This is a genomic window from Marinomonas sp. IMCC 4694 (assembly GCF_008122525.1).
Taxonomy (GTDB): Bacteria; Pseudomonadota; Gammaproteobacteria; order Pseudomonadales; family Marinomonadaceae; genus Marinomonas.
This window is the reverse complement of sequence record NZ_VSRV01000001.1, coordinates 1,646,962-1,661,777: the sequence shown is the minus strand read 5'-3', so window position 1 is coordinate 1,661,777 and position 14,816 is coordinate 1,646,962. Positions and strand designations below refer to the sequence as shown.

General features: G+C 41.1%; 13 protein-coding genes and 3 tRNA genes. 3 read left to right on the top strand and 13 right to left on the bottom strand.

Going from position 1 to position 14,816, the window contains the following annotated elements:
- Window positions 1-15 precede the first annotated feature (15 nt).
- From FXV75_RS07625 to FXV75_RS07595, 7 genes are all read right to left on the bottom strand, one after another.
- A complete protein-coding gene (locus tag FXV75_RS07625; RefSeq protein ID WP_148832206.1) occupies window positions 16-1,002 on the bottom strand; it encodes a Fic family protein in 987 nt (328 codons plus the stop codon).
- 135 nt (window positions 1,003-1,137) lie between these two features.
- Window positions 1,138-4,344: a type I restriction endonuclease subunit R, EcoR124 family gene (locus FXV75_RS07620; RefSeq protein ID WP_148832203.1), complete on the bottom strand. Its 3,207-nt coding sequence runs from the start codon at window positions 4,342-4,344 to the stop codon at window positions 1,138-1,140.
- Between the two features lie 12 nt (window positions 4,345-4,356).
- Entirely contained in the window at window positions 4,357-4,968 is a 612-nt protein-coding gene (locus FXV75_RS07615; RefSeq protein WP_222863102.1) for a restriction endonuclease subunit S, read from the bottom strand.
- 1 nt (window position 4,969) lies between these two features.
- Window positions 4,970-7,579 carry a type I restriction-modification system subunit M gene (locus FXV75_RS07610; RefSeq protein WP_148832199.1) on the bottom strand — a complete coding sequence of 870 codons (2,610 nt, stop codon included), beginning with the start codon at window positions 7,577-7,579 and terminating at the stop codon, window positions 4,970-4,972.
- 48 nt (window positions 7,580-7,627) lie between these two features.
- Window positions 7,628-8,569, bottom strand: a complete 942-nt coding sequence (locus tag FXV75_RS07605) for a restriction endonuclease (RefSeq protein ID WP_148832196.1) — start codon at window positions 8,567-8,569, stop codon at window positions 7,628-7,630.
- Window positions 8,566-8,742: a methylation-associated defense system helix-turn-helix domain-containing protein MAD1 gene (mads1, locus tag FXV75_RS07600; protein ID WP_148832193.1), complete on the bottom strand. Its 177-nt coding sequence runs from the start codon at window positions 8,740-8,742 to the stop codon at window positions 8,566-8,568. Before mads1 ends, FXV75_RS07605 begins: the two co-directional genes overlap by 4 nt.
- Window positions 8,743-8,927: 185 nt before the next feature.
- Complete coding sequence (locus FXV75_RS07595; RefSeq protein WP_262368601.1) at window positions 8,928-9,101, bottom strand: helix-turn-helix transcriptional regulator; 174 nt, start codon at window positions 9,099-9,101, stop codon at window positions 8,928-8,930.
- A gap of 136 nt (window positions 9,102-9,237) precedes the next feature.
- On the opposite strand from FXV75_RS07595, the gene radC reads away from it, so the two are divergent.
- Window positions 9,238-9,696: a RadC family protein gene (radC, locus tag FXV75_RS07590; RefSeq protein ID WP_148832187.1), complete on the top strand. Its 459-nt coding sequence runs from the start codon at window positions 9,238-9,240 to the stop codon at window positions 9,694-9,696.
- Between the two features lie 40 nt (window positions 9,697-9,736).
- Here radC and FXV75_RS07585 read toward each other — a convergent pair whose 3' ends face one another.
- On the bottom strand, window positions 9,737-10,351 hold the full coding sequence (locus tag FXV75_RS07585; RefSeq protein ID WP_148832184.1) for an inovirus Gp2 family protein: 615 nt from the start codon (window positions 10,349-10,351) through the stop codon (window positions 9,737-9,739).
- A gap of 597 nt (window positions 10,352-10,948) precedes the next feature.
- Between FXV75_RS07585 and FXV75_RS07580 the strand changes: the two genes are divergently transcribed.
- Window positions 10,949-12,031, top strand: coding sequence for a hypothetical protein (locus FXV75_RS07580; RefSeq protein ID WP_148832181.1), 1,083 nt, complete (start codon window positions 10,949-10,951; stop codon window positions 12,029-12,031).
- Between the two features lie 80 nt (window positions 12,032-12,111).
- Here FXV75_RS07580 and FXV75_RS07575 read toward each other — a convergent pair.
- Window positions 12,112-12,199: transfer RNA gene (locus FXV75_RS07575), tRNA-Ser, on the bottom strand.
- A gap of 110 nt (window positions 12,200-12,309) precedes the next feature.
- Window positions 12,310-12,876, bottom strand: a complete 567-nt coding sequence (locus FXV75_RS07570; RefSeq protein WP_148832178.1) for a nitroreductase — start codon at window positions 12,874-12,876, stop codon at window positions 12,310-12,312.
- A gap of 88 nt (window positions 12,877-12,964) precedes the next feature.
- Here FXV75_RS07570 and FXV75_RS07565 point away from each other — a divergent pair, with 88 nt between their 5' ends.
- Window positions 12,965-13,453 (top strand): hypothetical protein, encoded by a 489-nt coding sequence (locus tag FXV75_RS07565; protein ID WP_148832175.1) that lies wholly within the window; start codon window positions 12,965-12,967, stop codon window positions 13,451-13,453.
- Between the two features lie 61 nt (window positions 13,454-13,514).
- On the opposite strand, the gene nadA is transcribed toward FXV75_RS07565, so the two are convergent.
- The 3 genes from nadA to FXV75_RS07550 all read right to left on the bottom strand — a co-directional run bounded on the left by nadA (window position 13,515) and on the right by FXV75_RS07550 (window position 14,783).
- On the bottom strand, window positions 13,515-14,570 hold the full coding sequence (gene nadA, locus FXV75_RS07560; RefSeq protein ID WP_148832172.1) for a quinolinate synthase NadA: 1,056 nt from the start codon (window positions 14,568-14,570) through the stop codon (window positions 13,515-13,517).
- Between the two features lie 38 nt (window positions 14,571-14,608).
- Window positions 14,609-14,684, bottom strand: a tRNA-Lys gene (locus tag FXV75_RS07555).
- 23 nt (window positions 14,685-14,707) lie between these two features.
- Window positions 14,708-14,783, bottom strand: a tRNA-Lys gene (locus FXV75_RS07550).
- Window positions 14,784-14,816: the final 33 nt, after the last annotated feature.

Here is a 14,816-nt window from a genome sequence, read left to right as displayed (position 1 = left end):
TAAGATACCACTACTTTAAACTTCTCTAACCAGCCAAACACCATTCTTCTTAGAGCCTTGGTACTCTAAGCGCCCTTCCTGCTTTAATTTTGAAACCGCTCGTTCTACAGTACTCACAGAACGACCTATTCGGTTAGCAACATCGATGAGAGCTAAGTGTGGATACTCTTTTAAAACGTCTAATATTTGATCTGTTGTTTTTACCCGCGTTTTATCCTTCACTTCTACCCGCATTTTTTCTTCTGACTGAATGGCCTCCGTAAGTGACTCATTGATAGCAGATAACAAAAATTCAATAAAAACACTGCAATCAGATCTAGAGTCCGCTTCTCGAAGCGATTGATAGTATTCTTCTTGTCTCGCTTTGATGACGGTTTCTACCGGCAAAAAGGCAAGTAAAGGATGCCAACTCTTTAATACTAGTGTCTGCCAAAAACGACCTATACGACCATTTCCATCACTAAAAGGGTGAATAAATTCAAATTCGTAGTGAAATGCAGCAGAAGCAATAAGAGGATGTGCATCCGTTTTTTTTAACCAGTCCATCAACTGAATCATGAGTCGAGGCACTTGGTTTGCTGGTGGCGCCATATGTACTAACTGATCTCCCCGATAGATACCAGCACCACCATTACGCCACTGACCTGCGTCCGTTAGCAGCCCTTTCATCATGATGGCATGTGCTTCAAGTAAATCATCACCGCTTGTTTCATGCCATTTGTCCATCGATTCATAAACAGCGAAGGCGTTATGAACTTCTTGAATCTCTTTTGGTGAGCCAAGGACTGTCTTGCCATCTACCAAAGCCGTGACCTGCTCCAACGATAAAGTATTCTGTTCGACCGCAAGAGAAGCCTGGATCGTGCGTATACGGTTTTCTTTTCTTAGCTTAGGAACGAGCTTATCTTTATTCGTCGCTGTCCACTCACCGACTTGCTGAGAGATTTCAGCGACCAAACGCATCATGGTGTGGGTCAATTCAAATGGTGGCGTGTATGGCATACCAAAACAGTTCCTTAAAAATGGTAAAAGTAACTTAAGATATTGGAGAGTATATCTGTCTAATTTTAAGTGGCCTTCAGATAACGAAAGCCCTTAGTCGCTACTCGTAGTTTTCGTTTACTTTATTAAGCACGATCAATTGTGTTCAACATTACCACTCAGAATAAAGTCCTTAAGCATCTTGTCTACTCTCATGTTTACCTTGAATACTGGAATCGTGGATCGCTCTAAATTCTCAAAGTGTACTTTCGCTTTTTCCTTATCAACCGATTCTTTAAGCGCGTCAAAGCGGCCAAAGTTGTTTAAATTTTTCTCATCAACTTTGTGGTTAATTAAGCTAACTAGCAGGCTTTTATCTACACCTAAGGCGTCTACAACCGCATTGAGGCGAGCATTCTCAGCGTTATCTTTGAAGTCGTTGATGTAGTCTCTAAAGCGGTGACCTTCTATCAACTCAGCATCGCCACGCTGTAAGTCGTTCAAAAATAATTTGGCGTATTTTTGTTCGCTTTGGGTAAGCGATGAAAATGACTTATGCAATTCGTTAAGAGTTATTTCGACACTCGCTTTATCTTGGTTTTTATCTAGTTCTTTTAGATATTTCTCAAAGCGACTATTCATGTAATCAGAGTCGATTTTGCCCGTATCAATTTCGGTAAGATAACCGCTGATATCAAAAGGCACATCACCGCCTCCCGAACCACCACCATAGCTTTGGCCTGCCAGCTCTTTGTAACGTAGAACTAAACTTAAATAGGTTTGTTCGCCTATAGTAAGCGTTACTTCATGTTGATCATCCTTATTACCAAGTAAATGATCACCAAATAAATAAGTCAGCTCACTCCAATGAAAACCTTGTACTTTGGCGGCTTCCAAGTGCTGATTGAATGTTTTAAACAAGTCGGCAAATTTAGCGCAGGCTTCGGGGTCATCAGGAATTTTTTCAAAATTTTCTACACCGGCATTGGTAAACAACTCGGTAATGTCTGCGGCAATCTCATTCATTGCTTCCAAGTTGCTTTCTAATCTGTCAACAAATAACCCAATAGGACGGTCACCTGAATATAGCTTTACCGCGTCTTCAATATGTTGCGCCATAGTATGTGGGTAACGGTAATAGCGAATGGTGCCGTGGGGCTTATCGGGTCCGAATAACCGGTTAGTACGTGAAAAAGCTTGAATAATATTTTGGTATTTAATGACCTTGTCCAAATACAAGGTATTGAGCCATTTTGAGTCAAACCCTGTCAGCATTTGGTCCACCACAATCAATAAATCCAGCTGTTTTGTGGGATCTGTATGAATGCGCTCATACGGTTTTTTGTGAGCTAGGCGTGCGGCCAAATCTTTTTTAAAGGCTGCGTGACGGGCAAAATCAAAATCTTGGCCATAGCATGCATTATAATCAGCCATGATTTCTTCTAGGCCATCACCTTTAAATGTAGGCCCTCTATTGCCGCTGCCATCGTTATCAATATTCGGGTCAAACAGTGCTGAAATCTTAAGTTCTGGTTTGGCTGCTTTTAAACGTCGGTAATAATCGATTGCCTCGGCAATGCTGTTAGTGGCTAAAATGGCATGGAACTTACTGTCTTGGCTGAGTACGTCCCAATTTTGCAGAATATCTTCAACCACTTTTTCTTGGTGTGCATCGGTCAAATACTGCGTTTTTGGCACATAATCTTCTATGCCTTTGATGTATTTACCTGTTGGGGCTTTATACCCTGCCATAGGTACATCATTCATAAAGTGGTTAAACTTTTTCTTCTTGGCTGGAGTCGATAATGCATCAGCTACCGAATCTGCCTTGGCTTCTTCAAGGGCAACGGCTTGACGAATATCTTTGTCTTTAAAGGTACTGACTTTATAAGGGTCAAAACCTAAGACATTTCCATCTCGAATACCATCGGCAATGCTGTAGCGGTGTAGTTCGTTGCCAAACACCGTGCTGGTGGTGTTACCCTTTTTTTCGTTTTCTTCTTGTATGGGCGTACCGGTAAAGCCAAAAAATAATGCGCGAGGAAAAGTACGTTTAATAATGCTGAGCATATCGCCAAAAGTGGAACGGTGGGCTTCGTCTACAATAAAGACCAACCGCTTAGCACGGATCTTCTCAATGTCAGCCGTATTTGTGGATATAAGCGTTGCCGTACCTGTATCATCCACCTCTTCAAAGATGTTACTCATTTTTTGAATAGAGCTAACAATTAACGTTTGTGCTGGATCGGTACTTTTTAATTTAGTGATGAGCACATGGGTATTTTCGGTAGCTTGTACGTCTTCGCCATCACCGGCAAAGTTGCGATATTCCACCAGCGACTGAGTACCCAGCTCGATACGGTCCATTAAAAAAATGACTTTATCGGCATCCCTGGATTGCGCAATCAACTGTGCCGATTTAAAGCTGGTCATGGTTTTACCTGAGCCCGTGGTATGCCAGATATAACCACCTAACCGATCTACGTTGTTTGTGCTGCTACCCATTTGTTGCCAATTGGTTTTAGCGACTTTATCTGAGATGGCATTGGCGGCGTAATATTGATAGCTGCGCATCACCTTGAGTACGCCATCGGTATCGTCGGCAACGGTATAAAAACCAATGAGCTGATGCGCCATAGGGATAGATAACAGAGTTGAGGCGATCTCTTTCCAGTGATTCACCGGCTCGTTATTAAAATCGGCCCAGTTAAATTGGTAGTCAGGGTTAAACTTGCCGTCTAAGCCTGGATTAGCAAAGTATTTTGCTTCATATGGCTCCATCGCCACAAACACCTGAATCAACGAAAACAACCCGCTAAAGATGCCTTCTTTGCTGTATTTCTCTATTTGATTGACCGCTTGACTGACTGGAATGCCGCTACGCTTAAGTTCCACATGAATCACTGGCATACCGTTAATGAGTAACAATACATCGCCACGACGATCATTACGCAGAGGGCTACCACGTTCAAATTTGGGTTGTTGTACAATTTGGTAGCGGCTTTGGCCGGCGGCGATTTCTTGGCGGTCGTAAATTTTTAGGCTGACTTCTTTGCCAAGGTGTTCTTTATCGTCTGGGTTGTCACGCTTAATGGCGACGGTTTTACCGTTAATCAAACCATTGAGCTTAAGCGGGGTTTTGAGCTCTTTGATTTGCTCAATAATTTGCTGCATTTCGCTGGGAGTAAGCGGCACATCATTCAAACGATCCCGCTGGCGATTATTTTCAAATAAGATATTCGCCCAATTTTGCAGTAAATCAGCTTCAGTCTTGTTTTTTAACACCTCCGATTCCCACCCTTTATTGACTAACACATCAATAAAGGCTTGCTCAAATTGCGCTTCGGTTTTAAAAGTGGTCATGGTTGCTCCCTGCTAGACAAACATCTTGCTCAAGCAGGCTTGCTTGATGTTATTGAGTTTGGTGATTTGTTGTTGGTGTTGATTGATCAGCGTATCGAGCTTTTTGAAGTAGTTGCCGATGGCGGCTTGTTCTAGCTCCTCAGGGAACATAAAAGCCATGCTATTAAAAGCCCCATTGGTAATCTGATTTATGGTTGCCCCTAAGTTTTTATCAACTTGAGCCGTAAATTGGTTAGTATCAAATAAGGCATTGATAAACTCAGGCTGCCTGCCTCTAATGCCTGTCATAAAAGCCCCAATGACAGTTTTATCCATACACGAATTTACTTGTGCATGCTTTCCAATTAAAGATCTTGAGCCGTTACGAACAACAACAATAATGTCTCCATTTTGTACATTGCTGCAATTAACTACTTCAGGATTAACATAAACATTATCAGCTTGAACAAGTTGACCATTTTTTACATTTGAAGAACGAATTACAAAAACACCTTCCTTTCGTATGTCCTTTGGCGAGTACGTCAGTCCACTAAAAAGTTCGACTTCATTGTTTAGAAGTTTCTCCTCCCACTCTCCACTGAACCCCTTAAAGCGGATCTCAGGCACGTTATTTTCCATACTCATCTTACGCGCCCTTCAATAAGTTAGTGAGCTCATTCAAGCCTTGCAGATCAAATTCATTACCAGTGAGCTCAACCATCATGTCTGCCAGTTCTTGTTCGGTGTTTTTAATCTCATTCGCCACTTGCGAATAAGTCACCGCGTATTTATCGGCAAGGGCTTGTACTTTGCTAGTAAGCTGAGTAATCACAGCACTTGGCATGGCAGCGAGCTCTTCGCTTAATGGCGCGATCCATTTGAGGTGGAGCAATTCGTTCACTTGCTCATCGCTTAAACCCTCGATAGTGGTTTTAGTTTTTAAGTGCAGGGCGATTTGAGCTTCTTTTACCGCTTTTTTCAGGACTTTTTCTTCGTCGATGAGTTTATTGGCTGCTATTATTTTTGCTTTATAGCTTTCTTCAGGCTCAGCGCTTTCGGCTAAAAATTTAACTTTGCTGGCTTTTTGCTCTTTCAAAAAGGCCTTAGCCATCTTGCCCACTTCGGTGTTGGCAAAGCCGTCTTTTGATTCTTTGATGGTATCTTGCTCTTTTTCTTCTTCACTAAGAGAATCTAAAATTTCTTCTAGGTTGCTAGCGATTTCCGCTAAACGGTTTTCTTGTTCTGCCAGAGCTTGTAGCTCTGCATTGAGATGTGTTTGTTGCACTAAATCAAACGGCAGTATGTGACCTTTCCAACCGTCTTGTACCTCAGTATCTTTCCCGTCCTTCTTTTTGATAACCATGTTAGGGTCAACCAGTTTGGTCGCCGCAAAACCTTCGGTTTGCATCATCTCCAGGTCGGCACTGATAGTTTGCCATTGGTTGTTCTGGTGTTGGTAAGCCTGGTATTTATCAATCAGTGCAATAGGCGCTAGGCGGTTAAATAGCTCGCTGCTTAATTGCGCTTCTTGTTGATTGCGGTTAACTGTTGCCCAACCTTGAATGAGAGTGTTATTCAAATAGTCGTCAAAGCCGTTAAAGGCTTGATTGTACTCAGTAATAAACTCAATCACTTGTGGGTGCTGGGTAATCGTGGCATTTACTGTGTCTTTAGGGATAGCTAGATCACTGTAAGCTTTCGACTTAGGCATAAACAAAGCTGCGTGTAGTTGTGGAAACACTTGCCAATAACTTTGTAGCTCGGCTATCTCGCTGTTGGGAATGCCGCCTAACATGGTAGCGTGTAAATCCCAGCTTGGCGCGGCAGCGGATGAATCCACATAGCGCGGTATGTTGAGGTTATAACCGTTATCGCGTAGGGTCTGCTTGCTAACCAGTTTCGAGAATTTATTAATGCTTTCACGGCTGATCACTGTATCAGTGATGCGCTTGATGTCGGAAGCTAGCAGCTTGTTGTTTTTGCCTTCTTTTAAAAAGTGCTTGGAGGCATCGACAATTAACACATCGGTGTTTTGTCGTTTTTGCTTCAGCACCAAAATAACAGTGGGAATGCCGGTGCCAAAAAAGATATTCGCCGGCAAACCGATAATCGCATCAATGTGGTTATTTTCAATTAGCTGGGTACGGATTTGGCCTTCTTCACCGCCTCTGAAAAGCACGCCGTGAGGCAGTACAATGGTCATAACACCATCGGGTTTTAAGTGATAAAGGTCGTGCAACAAAAAGGCAAAATCGGCTTTGGTTTTCGGTGCTAAACCAAAACGCGAATAGCGTGGATCGCTCTCTTTAAACGCTGGATCCCAGTTTTGCGAATAAGGCGGGTTAGAGACTACGGCATCGACATACAAAGCTTCGTATGAACCTTGCGGGTCGTTTTCATCAAAGTACGGCCAATCGTCTTCTAGAGTATCGCCATTGCGGGTTTTAATGTTGCTGGCTTTAATACCTCGCATGATTAGATTCATACGCGTTAAGTTGTACGTGTTTGCTTTTAACTCTTGAGCGTAATAGGTGATGCTGTCTTTATTTTTGGCATACTGTGCTACGGCTTGCCCAATGTTGATTAATAAGGAACCGGAACCGCTGGTGGGATCGTAAATTTCAATGTTGTCTTTGTCTTTTAGCTCGTGCGCGATGATGTGCGACATAAGAAGCGACACTTCATGAGGTGTGTAGAACTCACCTGCTTTTTTGCCCGCATTAGCTGCAAATTTTTCAATTAGATATTCATAAATGTAACCCAGAACATCGTAACCCTGGTTGCCATTCATCGGAATACTTTTGATTAGATGCAACAAATCGCTGATGGCTTTTGTTCTTTTGGCTGGACTTTCACCTATCTTACTAAGACCTGTTTCTAGGGTGGTGAAGATACCTTCGAATAATTTCTTATGATTCTTGTGAATTAGTCGGCTAAACGCAGAAAGCGCATCACGAACGTTAGATTCATCAAAGTCGGATTTAGGATCTACCCAAGTAGAGAACAGGTTCTTGTAACTGATAAAGTAGCCAAGGTTGCTTTGTACGAATTCGAAGGTCTCTACGTCTTCTTCGTCCAAGGCTTTGATGTCCTCTTCTGTCATGCCTTCTGCTTTTACAAATTGTACTAATTGGTCGCTGAGATACTTATAAAAAATAAAACCTAAAATGTAGTCTTTGTATTCATTCGCTTCGATCTTCGAACGCATTTGGTTTGCCGATTCCCAAATCTTCGCGGCTAATTGCTGTTTGTTCATAGTTAACTCTTTTCCTGATGTTCAACTAGAGCGTAAACCTTCGTATGGCTACGCTTCAAAAAATTCTTCGTCGATTTTTTTAATGTATAAGGTTTGTTCATTACGACTTCCGATGTTGTAGCGCAGCATAAGCTTGGCTAAATCGTTGCCATTTACTAATACGATCCTGGTACTAAGTTTTTGAGCAGTGTCTATCGCGGAACTGGTAAAGTCTGACGTGGTGATAAATAAGCCTTTTTGGGCGTTATGTAAGTTTAACGCACCAAAGAAGTCTCGAATGTCTCCAGAGCTAATGTTATTACCTTGCTTATAGCGTTTAGCCTGGATGTAAATTTGGTCTACACCTAAAGGATCTTGATTGATTACGCCATCTACCCCATTGTCACCAGATTTCCCTAAGGCGTGGGCTGTGCCCTCTTCTGTGCCGCCGTAACCCATAGCAATGAGCAAGTCTATTAACAACTGTTCAAAGAAGGCCGGAGAGACGTTACGAGTCCGTTCCAAGATATCTTCAGCTAGTGCGTCGTTAATTGTCTTATAAGCATTACGAAGGGCCTCATCAGGTGTGATGTCATTGCCGTCTTCTTGTTGGTGTAGTTTGATTGAAGCTTGTTGTGTGTTTTCTACTGTTACTTTTGTGTTGCTTAAACTCGTAAAGGCAACAAATTCATCAAACTGTTTAAGATATTGATTATTAATATCCAGGTTCGGTGTATTTAAGGCAGTAATGCCACGATTAGTAATAACAAAATGCGCACGACGTGGGCTATCGATAAGGCCCGCTTTAGCAAGGTAGGTACGCGCCCAGCCAACACGGTTATCTAAAATTGGCTGTTTACCGCTTGGCAGCGGTTGAACGCGCTCATCGTCAGTTAGCTTGAAATGATCCGCAATGCTATTGATGATGTCTCGAAGCTTCACTTCGTTTGTAGTTGACTGCTGAAGAGCCTGAAGAAAAGGCCTCATGCAATCTTGATAATTGGGAATCATCCGTTATCCTTTTGCTTTTCTATCCATGCGTCTAGGTCTTCACGCTTAAAGCGCCATGAACCACCAACTTTAAAACCTGGCAACTTCCCTTCGCTTGCTAGTCGATATGCCGTTTTCTCTGCCAGCTTTAAATAAGCAGCTACCTCTCGCAAGGTAAGGATTTGATCTTCCATTCAGAATGCCATCGTCTTTTGATTGGATTATTTAAAATTGATATTGAGAGAATACGAGAAAATTGGGGAATGGACAATAATTCTATCCATTTCATTGATGTTTGAGAGTTAGGTAAAACGTGCAGGGGTTCTGTCATCTTGAGTTAAATTGGCTTTATAAACTACATCAGGAAGATCCATTCCTATCAATGTACACGAGCAGCCATTTTTTCTTCTAGCCACCCTTGAACTTCTTCTTCAACCCAGGCTACTGCTCTTGGCCCAAGTTGAATTGGTTTTGGGAAATTCCCTTTTGACATGTAAGCGTAGATTGATGATCTAGATAGCCCTGTAGTGTTGATCACTTCGTTTAATTTCATGACTCGCATTTTGATGCCCTCGTGTTGATCCATCAAAGTGCGTTGCTGTAAATTTTTACAGGACTGGGTTTAATTCTAAAAATACTCAGACCTACATCATTCCTTTGAATCTACCAACTGATCAAAGGGACCTACCATGAAAAATGAATCATTTATCTACCAATCAAAAGAAGATGTTCTTAATGCCGCTGCTGGCTTTATAGAAGAGCGCCTAAAGCGAGAAAACACGTTCAGTAATGCAGTAGATGCTCAGAGTTATGTTCGCTTTAAAATTGCATACAAGGAAAGTGAAGTTTTTGCTGTGCTATTCCTTGACTCTCAGCATCGCTTAATTTCGTTTAGAGAAATGTTCCAAGGCACAATTGATAGCGCTGCTGTATACCCCCGAGAGATTGTTAAAGCAGCCATCGAGGTAAATGCCGCTGCTGTTATTTTGGCGCATAACCACCCTTCTGGTGTAACAGAGCCGTCTCAGGCAGACATATCCATTACAGACAAGATTAAGAAATCACTGGAACTGATTGATGTAAGAACTCTCGACCACATCATTGTGGGCGAGAGTGCTGTCTCAATGGCTGAAAGAGGTTACTTATAAAAAGTTAAGTTAGGGGGCGATGCGCCCCTTAACTATAAATTCATGACCGACTGCAACCAAAGCTGCGCTTACCACTACCATATACTTTAGTGGCGTTCTTAGCGAAGTAGCTCAGCCGATAAAACAAATCGGCTTGACGAATGCTTTTATCTTTTGCGTTATTGTCAACATAGTAAGTACCGTTAACAGGGAAATGAACAAGTCCATCAATAATGATACCTGGACTACCAAGCGCACTGCACCAGGCTCGTTTAATCCGTGCCGCCATATTCCCTTCTTCTTGATTGAATCCACCCAACACAGAGTAGGCATCTTTATTAACAATTATTACACAATGAAAATGATCATTACCTGATGTATCACGCTCCCTTACCCAGCTGTATCGCAAATTATGCGGATATACTCGTTTCATTTCTTTTTTTGTTTTTACGTCTTTTGCTTTAAGTTGTGCCTTTAAAGACTCGAAGAATTTAGTGATGACTCGATCTGATTGATCAATATGCCCGTGCGGAAACCTAAGATCGAATCTAAACGCTGTAATACGGTTAGATGAAAACAAACTGCTTTCAATGAGATCATTCAAGTTTTTCAAGTAAAGCTTGTTACATTCATCCAGTGGAAATTGGATCTTAAGATTATTGTAAGTTTTTATCATTTAGAAATCTCCTATGTGTTATTCACATAAGGGATATCAATGTAGATTTTTACTTTAAAATTAATAAAGAATAAGAACCAATACTATTAAACCAACACTCCACTCCCCTTAGCAGCAAGCACCTCCAAGCATAAATTCCCTTAGCAACTAACAAGTGAAAAAGAACAAATCACTCTGATATTAGACGCAGATAGATGAGGATAAGCGACCACATAATTTCCAGTCTAGACGGAGCTCACTCATCACTTTTAAGAAAACTTAAACCTATATTATTCTCTAAAAAGCGCTTTTTTCACGCATAGTGCAGCGTTAACTAACATACCAAGATCAACTAACTACTAAGGGGGAGATTATGCAGAATTTTCGATGTCGCCACTACCTAGACAATTGTGAAAAGTCCACATTTACCTTTCTTTTTTAATCACATAGAGCCAAAATAACACTGATAAGATTAATTTTTAGATAAAACTCAGGATAGACGGCTTTAACATGCTGAAATAAATGATTTTTTCACTTGAATCAAACATATAACTGACTTAAAAATTACTATTTTTTTACTAAAATTTTATTAACAAATAACTTAAGGATAACTTAGTAATGAAAAAATTATCAACGGATACTCTAACAAGTAGGGAAGCCCTTTATATATACTTTTCACTAGCAGATAGTGACTCTTATACTCCATCAAAGACCATTAGAGAATGCTACAGCATAGAACTACTTCAGCTAAGAAGTTTAGCTGATCGTCGTATCGCTGAGGTTGCAAGCTATCGATTAAAAACTGATAAGATTAGAGACAACAACGCTTCCTTCGCAAAAAGTTATGAGCAAGCCCTGAACAAACAAGTACATATTGCTCAATTAAATTTGCTTGAAGAAGATAAATTAAAATGGATAGATCAACTTGATAGACAAGACACATTTATGCTTGATAGGTTGCTTCAAGATGAAATCGATAGGTTATTGAATAAAACAAGCTTTACAGGTATGAGTATGTGGGATGGCATTGAAATCAATAAAAAAAAATGGGATCAGGCAAAATTAGAGGCTGCGAGAGACGATGATCAAAAGAGTTTTTTGCAATACAGAAGCAAATTTATTATAGATAACTTCTTGGGTAATGATAAGGTCTATACTGTAAACATGCTCGAGGAAATCAAAAAAAAAGTTAGAAATAAATGCAAGGTGGCCTCTTGGTATGCCAAAGAGGTAGACTCAAGTGAATCAGTGTTTACGGATTGGTTTCAAGCGTACATCAGTAAAAACTCTATCCCGGATTGGTTTCAAGCGTACATCAGTAAAAACTCTATCCCGGATAACATCCCTGCGTTTCATACTGAACTACCTCTACAACCGCACACCAGTCCATTCCTTCCAGAATTCAAGACAATCAAATACGATATAGATTACTGGTTATTTCAGTTCCGTATCAACTACGATGTTCATCACCACCTCCTTGAGCTGTACCTTAGAACCATGAAGGGAGCCTGGAGTCAAAAAAAGTACAGAGATAGTAACAACGGCAAAAAAGCATGCTCATTCATGCTTGGCGAAGAGCAGATTAAACTTCTTGAGAAACTTTGTAAAAAAAACCGACGCAAGAAAAACGAAATGATTGAAATTTTGATTGAAGACGCATGTGAGGAAGACGGATTAATAAAAAAACCGAATAGACGTTAATCTATTCGGTTTTCTATTGATGTACTTTTTGATGTACAAATTGTAAAATCACTCTGTAACCCTTGATTTTACTGGTATAATGGCGGTGAGCAAGAGATTCGAACTCTTGATGCCTTTCGACATACACGCTTTCCAGGCGTGCTCCTTCGGCCGCTCGGACAGCTCACCGTTACAAAACAACGCTTCCTGCATTGCTTAATTTGTGTCGCGTATAATAATGATGCTGAGTTATTATTGCAACTTTTTTTGCATCATTTATGTTAATTAAGTCTTAGAGATTAATCTCTTACCCATTTTACGAGGCCATCAATGTTAACGTCTGGAACACCGGTATTTTGTTCTGTTGGAGTACCAACGTAGATTAGGCCTATGATTTGGTCTGTTTCGCTAAGCGATAAAATGTTTTTTGTTAATGAGGTAAAGCATGCAGGTCCGCTGCGCCAAATGGCGCCATAACCGAGGGCGTTTAGACCTAATAAAACCTGTTGAGCCGCCGCTGATGTGGCCATGACTTGCTCTATGGCCGGAACTTTTGGGTGCTCCTGTATGTGCGCATATATCAGCAATACGGCCGGAGCACGAAAAGCCTTTTTAACAAAAATCTCTTTCTTTTCCAAAGGCATAGACGCCACTTCAGATAGCGCGTGTTGCCAATATATTTGACCTAGTGCTAATCGCCCTTCCCCTTCAAAAATGTGAAACCGCCAAGGTTTAAGATTGCCATGATCGGCGGCTCTTGAAGCCGCTCTTAAAATAAGCTCCCACTCGCATTTTTGGGGCGCTGGTTCACTGAGAGCCGAAATAGAAACTCGGTTGCGCATAAACGATATAAATTCTTTACTCATCTTGTATTGTATTCCACTGTATTGAACAGGTTGTGTACTCAGTTAAAGGTTATTATTATGTCCGTATTTAAAATAGTTAAGGGTTTTTATGTCGAAGTGGCTGATTTGGGCACTGCTTGAAGCAGGTTTTTTTTTCTTTTTTAGTGGCCTAGCTTTGCTGTTGTTGATCGCAAGATTAAAGAAAAAAATAGACAAAAATGAGGTGTACTTAAATAAACAAGAAGAAAAATATTCAATCAATTCATGTTTTGAAATAACGCAAGAGCGCCGACCCAAACACGATGAAAAATCAATAGGAATAGACGCTGAAATCACCGCACTTAAACATCAAAATCATTCATTAAAAGTTGCTATTGCAAAAGGCGCTTCACAAAAATACGAAATTATTATGATTGGAGAGCTGATGAACGAACAAGCTATCTCGCCATATGACAAAACCCACCTTCATAATATGCTTTATGCTTCAGACATCAGAAAGACCAATCTGGACAGTGCCGTAAACTCCTCTGCCCGATTAATAAATAAAACTAAACAATTGGATAATAACTTGATTTCGGTAGTAAACATAATCACTTGAACGCCTAACCGATGATACCTTCTGCATTTGGTTTATAAACTGTGTGCTCAAATCAAAGTGCCTATTTAACCTGAAAATTCAGCATTCTTTGTAATGGAACAAGCGCTTTTTGCCTAGTAACTTCATCAACATGAATTTCACCAGAGCCATCTCTTATTGCGTTTCGTAACATTTCAAGACTATTTAGCGCCATCCAAGGGCAGTGTGCGCAGCTACGACACGTTGCGCCTGAGCCAGCTGTAGGCGCTTCAATGAAGCGTTTACTAGGTGAGGCCTGCCTCATTTTATAAAAAATACCTCTGTCGGTTGCTACTATAAAAGTATCATTGTTCATTGATTTGGTGGCATTTAGAAGTTGTGATGTAGACCCTACAACATCCGCCATTTCAACTACAGCCTCAGGTGATTCAGGGTGCACAAGAATAGCTGCATCTGGGTAGATTGCCTTTAAATCTAAAATCCCTTTTGCCTTGAATTCTTCATGAACGATGCAAGCGCCATCCCACATGATCATGTCTGCACCAGTTTCTTTTTGTATGTAACTCCCTAGATGCTGATCTGGAGCCCAAAGTATTTTTTCGCCTTGCTCTACCAAGTGATTAACTACATCAAGGGCGATGCTTGATGTAACAACCCAGTCAGCACGTGCTTTTACCGCAGCGGATGTATTGGCATATACGACGACTTTTCTGTCAGGATGTTGGTCGCAAAAAGTGGAGAACTCTTCAATGGGGCAGCCAATATCCAGGGAACATGTTGCTTCAAGGGTTGGCATTAATATGGTTTTTTCAGGGCTTAATATTTTAGCGGTTTCACCCATGAATTTAACGCCAGCAACCACCAAAGTTTGTGCACTGTGATTAGCTCCAAATCGCGCCATTTCTAATGAATCAGCAATGATGCCGCCCGTTTCTTCTGCGAGCGCCTGAATCGAATCTTCAGTGTAATAATGAGCAACTAAAACGGCATTCTTACGAATAAGTAGCGACTTGATCTCGGTGCGAATAGCGTCATCGTTGACGTGTTCTACTTCAAGGCTTTTTTCAGCTTCAGACAAGTATTTTTGAACGGTATCGCGAAGCGCGGCTTTACTGGAAAGTTCGGACATATCTATCATTAGCCCTTTATGAAACTGGGAGCGGAATGAGCGATTTTTGGTGGGTCGTACTGGATTCGAACCAGTGACCAATTGATTAAAAGTCAACTGCTCTACCAACTGAGCTAACGACCCAAAAATCACAAAAAATAAAACGTTGGTGGGTCGTACTGGATTCGAACCAGTGACCAATTGATTAAAAGTCAACTGCTCTACCAACTGAGCTAACGACCCAACGGGTTGCGTATGTTATAGAACCCGTCAGAA

Coding starts and splice junctions, on each gene's coding strand:
- FXV75_RS07625 (WP_148832206.1), bottom strand. CDS start 1,002: ATGCCATACACGCCACCATTTGAATTGACCCACACCATGATGCGTTTG.
- FXV75_RS07620 (WP_148832203.1), bottom strand. CDS start 4,344: ATGACCACTTTTAAAACCGAAGCGCAATTTGAGCAAGCCTTTATTGAT.
- FXV75_RS07615 (WP_222863102.1), bottom strand. CDS start 4,968: ATGAGTATGGAAAATAACGTGCCTGAGATCCGCTTTAAGGGGTTCAGT.
- FXV75_RS07610 (WP_148832199.1), bottom strand. CDS start 7,579: ATGAACAAACAGCAATTAGCCGCGAAGATTTGGGAATCGGCAAACCAA.
- FXV75_RS07605 (WP_148832196.1), bottom strand. CDS start 8,569: ATGATTCCCAATTATCAAGATTGCATGAGGCCTTTTCTTCAGGCTCTT.
- mads1 (WP_148832193.1), bottom strand. CDS start 8,742: ATGGAAGATCAAATCCTTACCTTGCGAGAGGTAGCTGCTTATTTAAAG.
- FXV75_RS07595 (WP_262368601.1), bottom strand. CDS start 9,101: ATGAAATTAAACGAAGTGATCAACACTACAGGGCTATCTAGATCATCA.
- radC (WP_148832187.1), top strand. CDS start 9,238: ATGAAAAATGAATCATTTATCTACCAATCAAAAGAAGATGTTCTTAAT.
- FXV75_RS07585 (WP_148832184.1), bottom strand. CDS start 10,351: ATGATAAAAACTTACAATAATCTTAAGATCCAATTTCCACTGGATGAA.
- FXV75_RS07580 (WP_148832181.1), top strand. CDS start 10,949: ATGAAAAAATTATCAACGGATACTCTAACAAGTAGGGAAGCCCTTTAT.
- FXV75_RS07570 (WP_148832178.1), bottom strand. CDS start 12,876: ATGAGTAAAGAATTTATATCGTTTATGCGCAACCGAGTTTCTATTTCG.
- FXV75_RS07565 (WP_148832175.1), top strand. CDS start 12,965: ATGTCGAAGTGGCTGATTTGGGCACTGCTTGAAGCAGGTTTTTTTTTC.
- nadA (WP_148832172.1), bottom strand. CDS start 14,570: ATGATAGATATGTCCGAACTTTCCAGTAAAGCCGCGCTTCGCGATACC.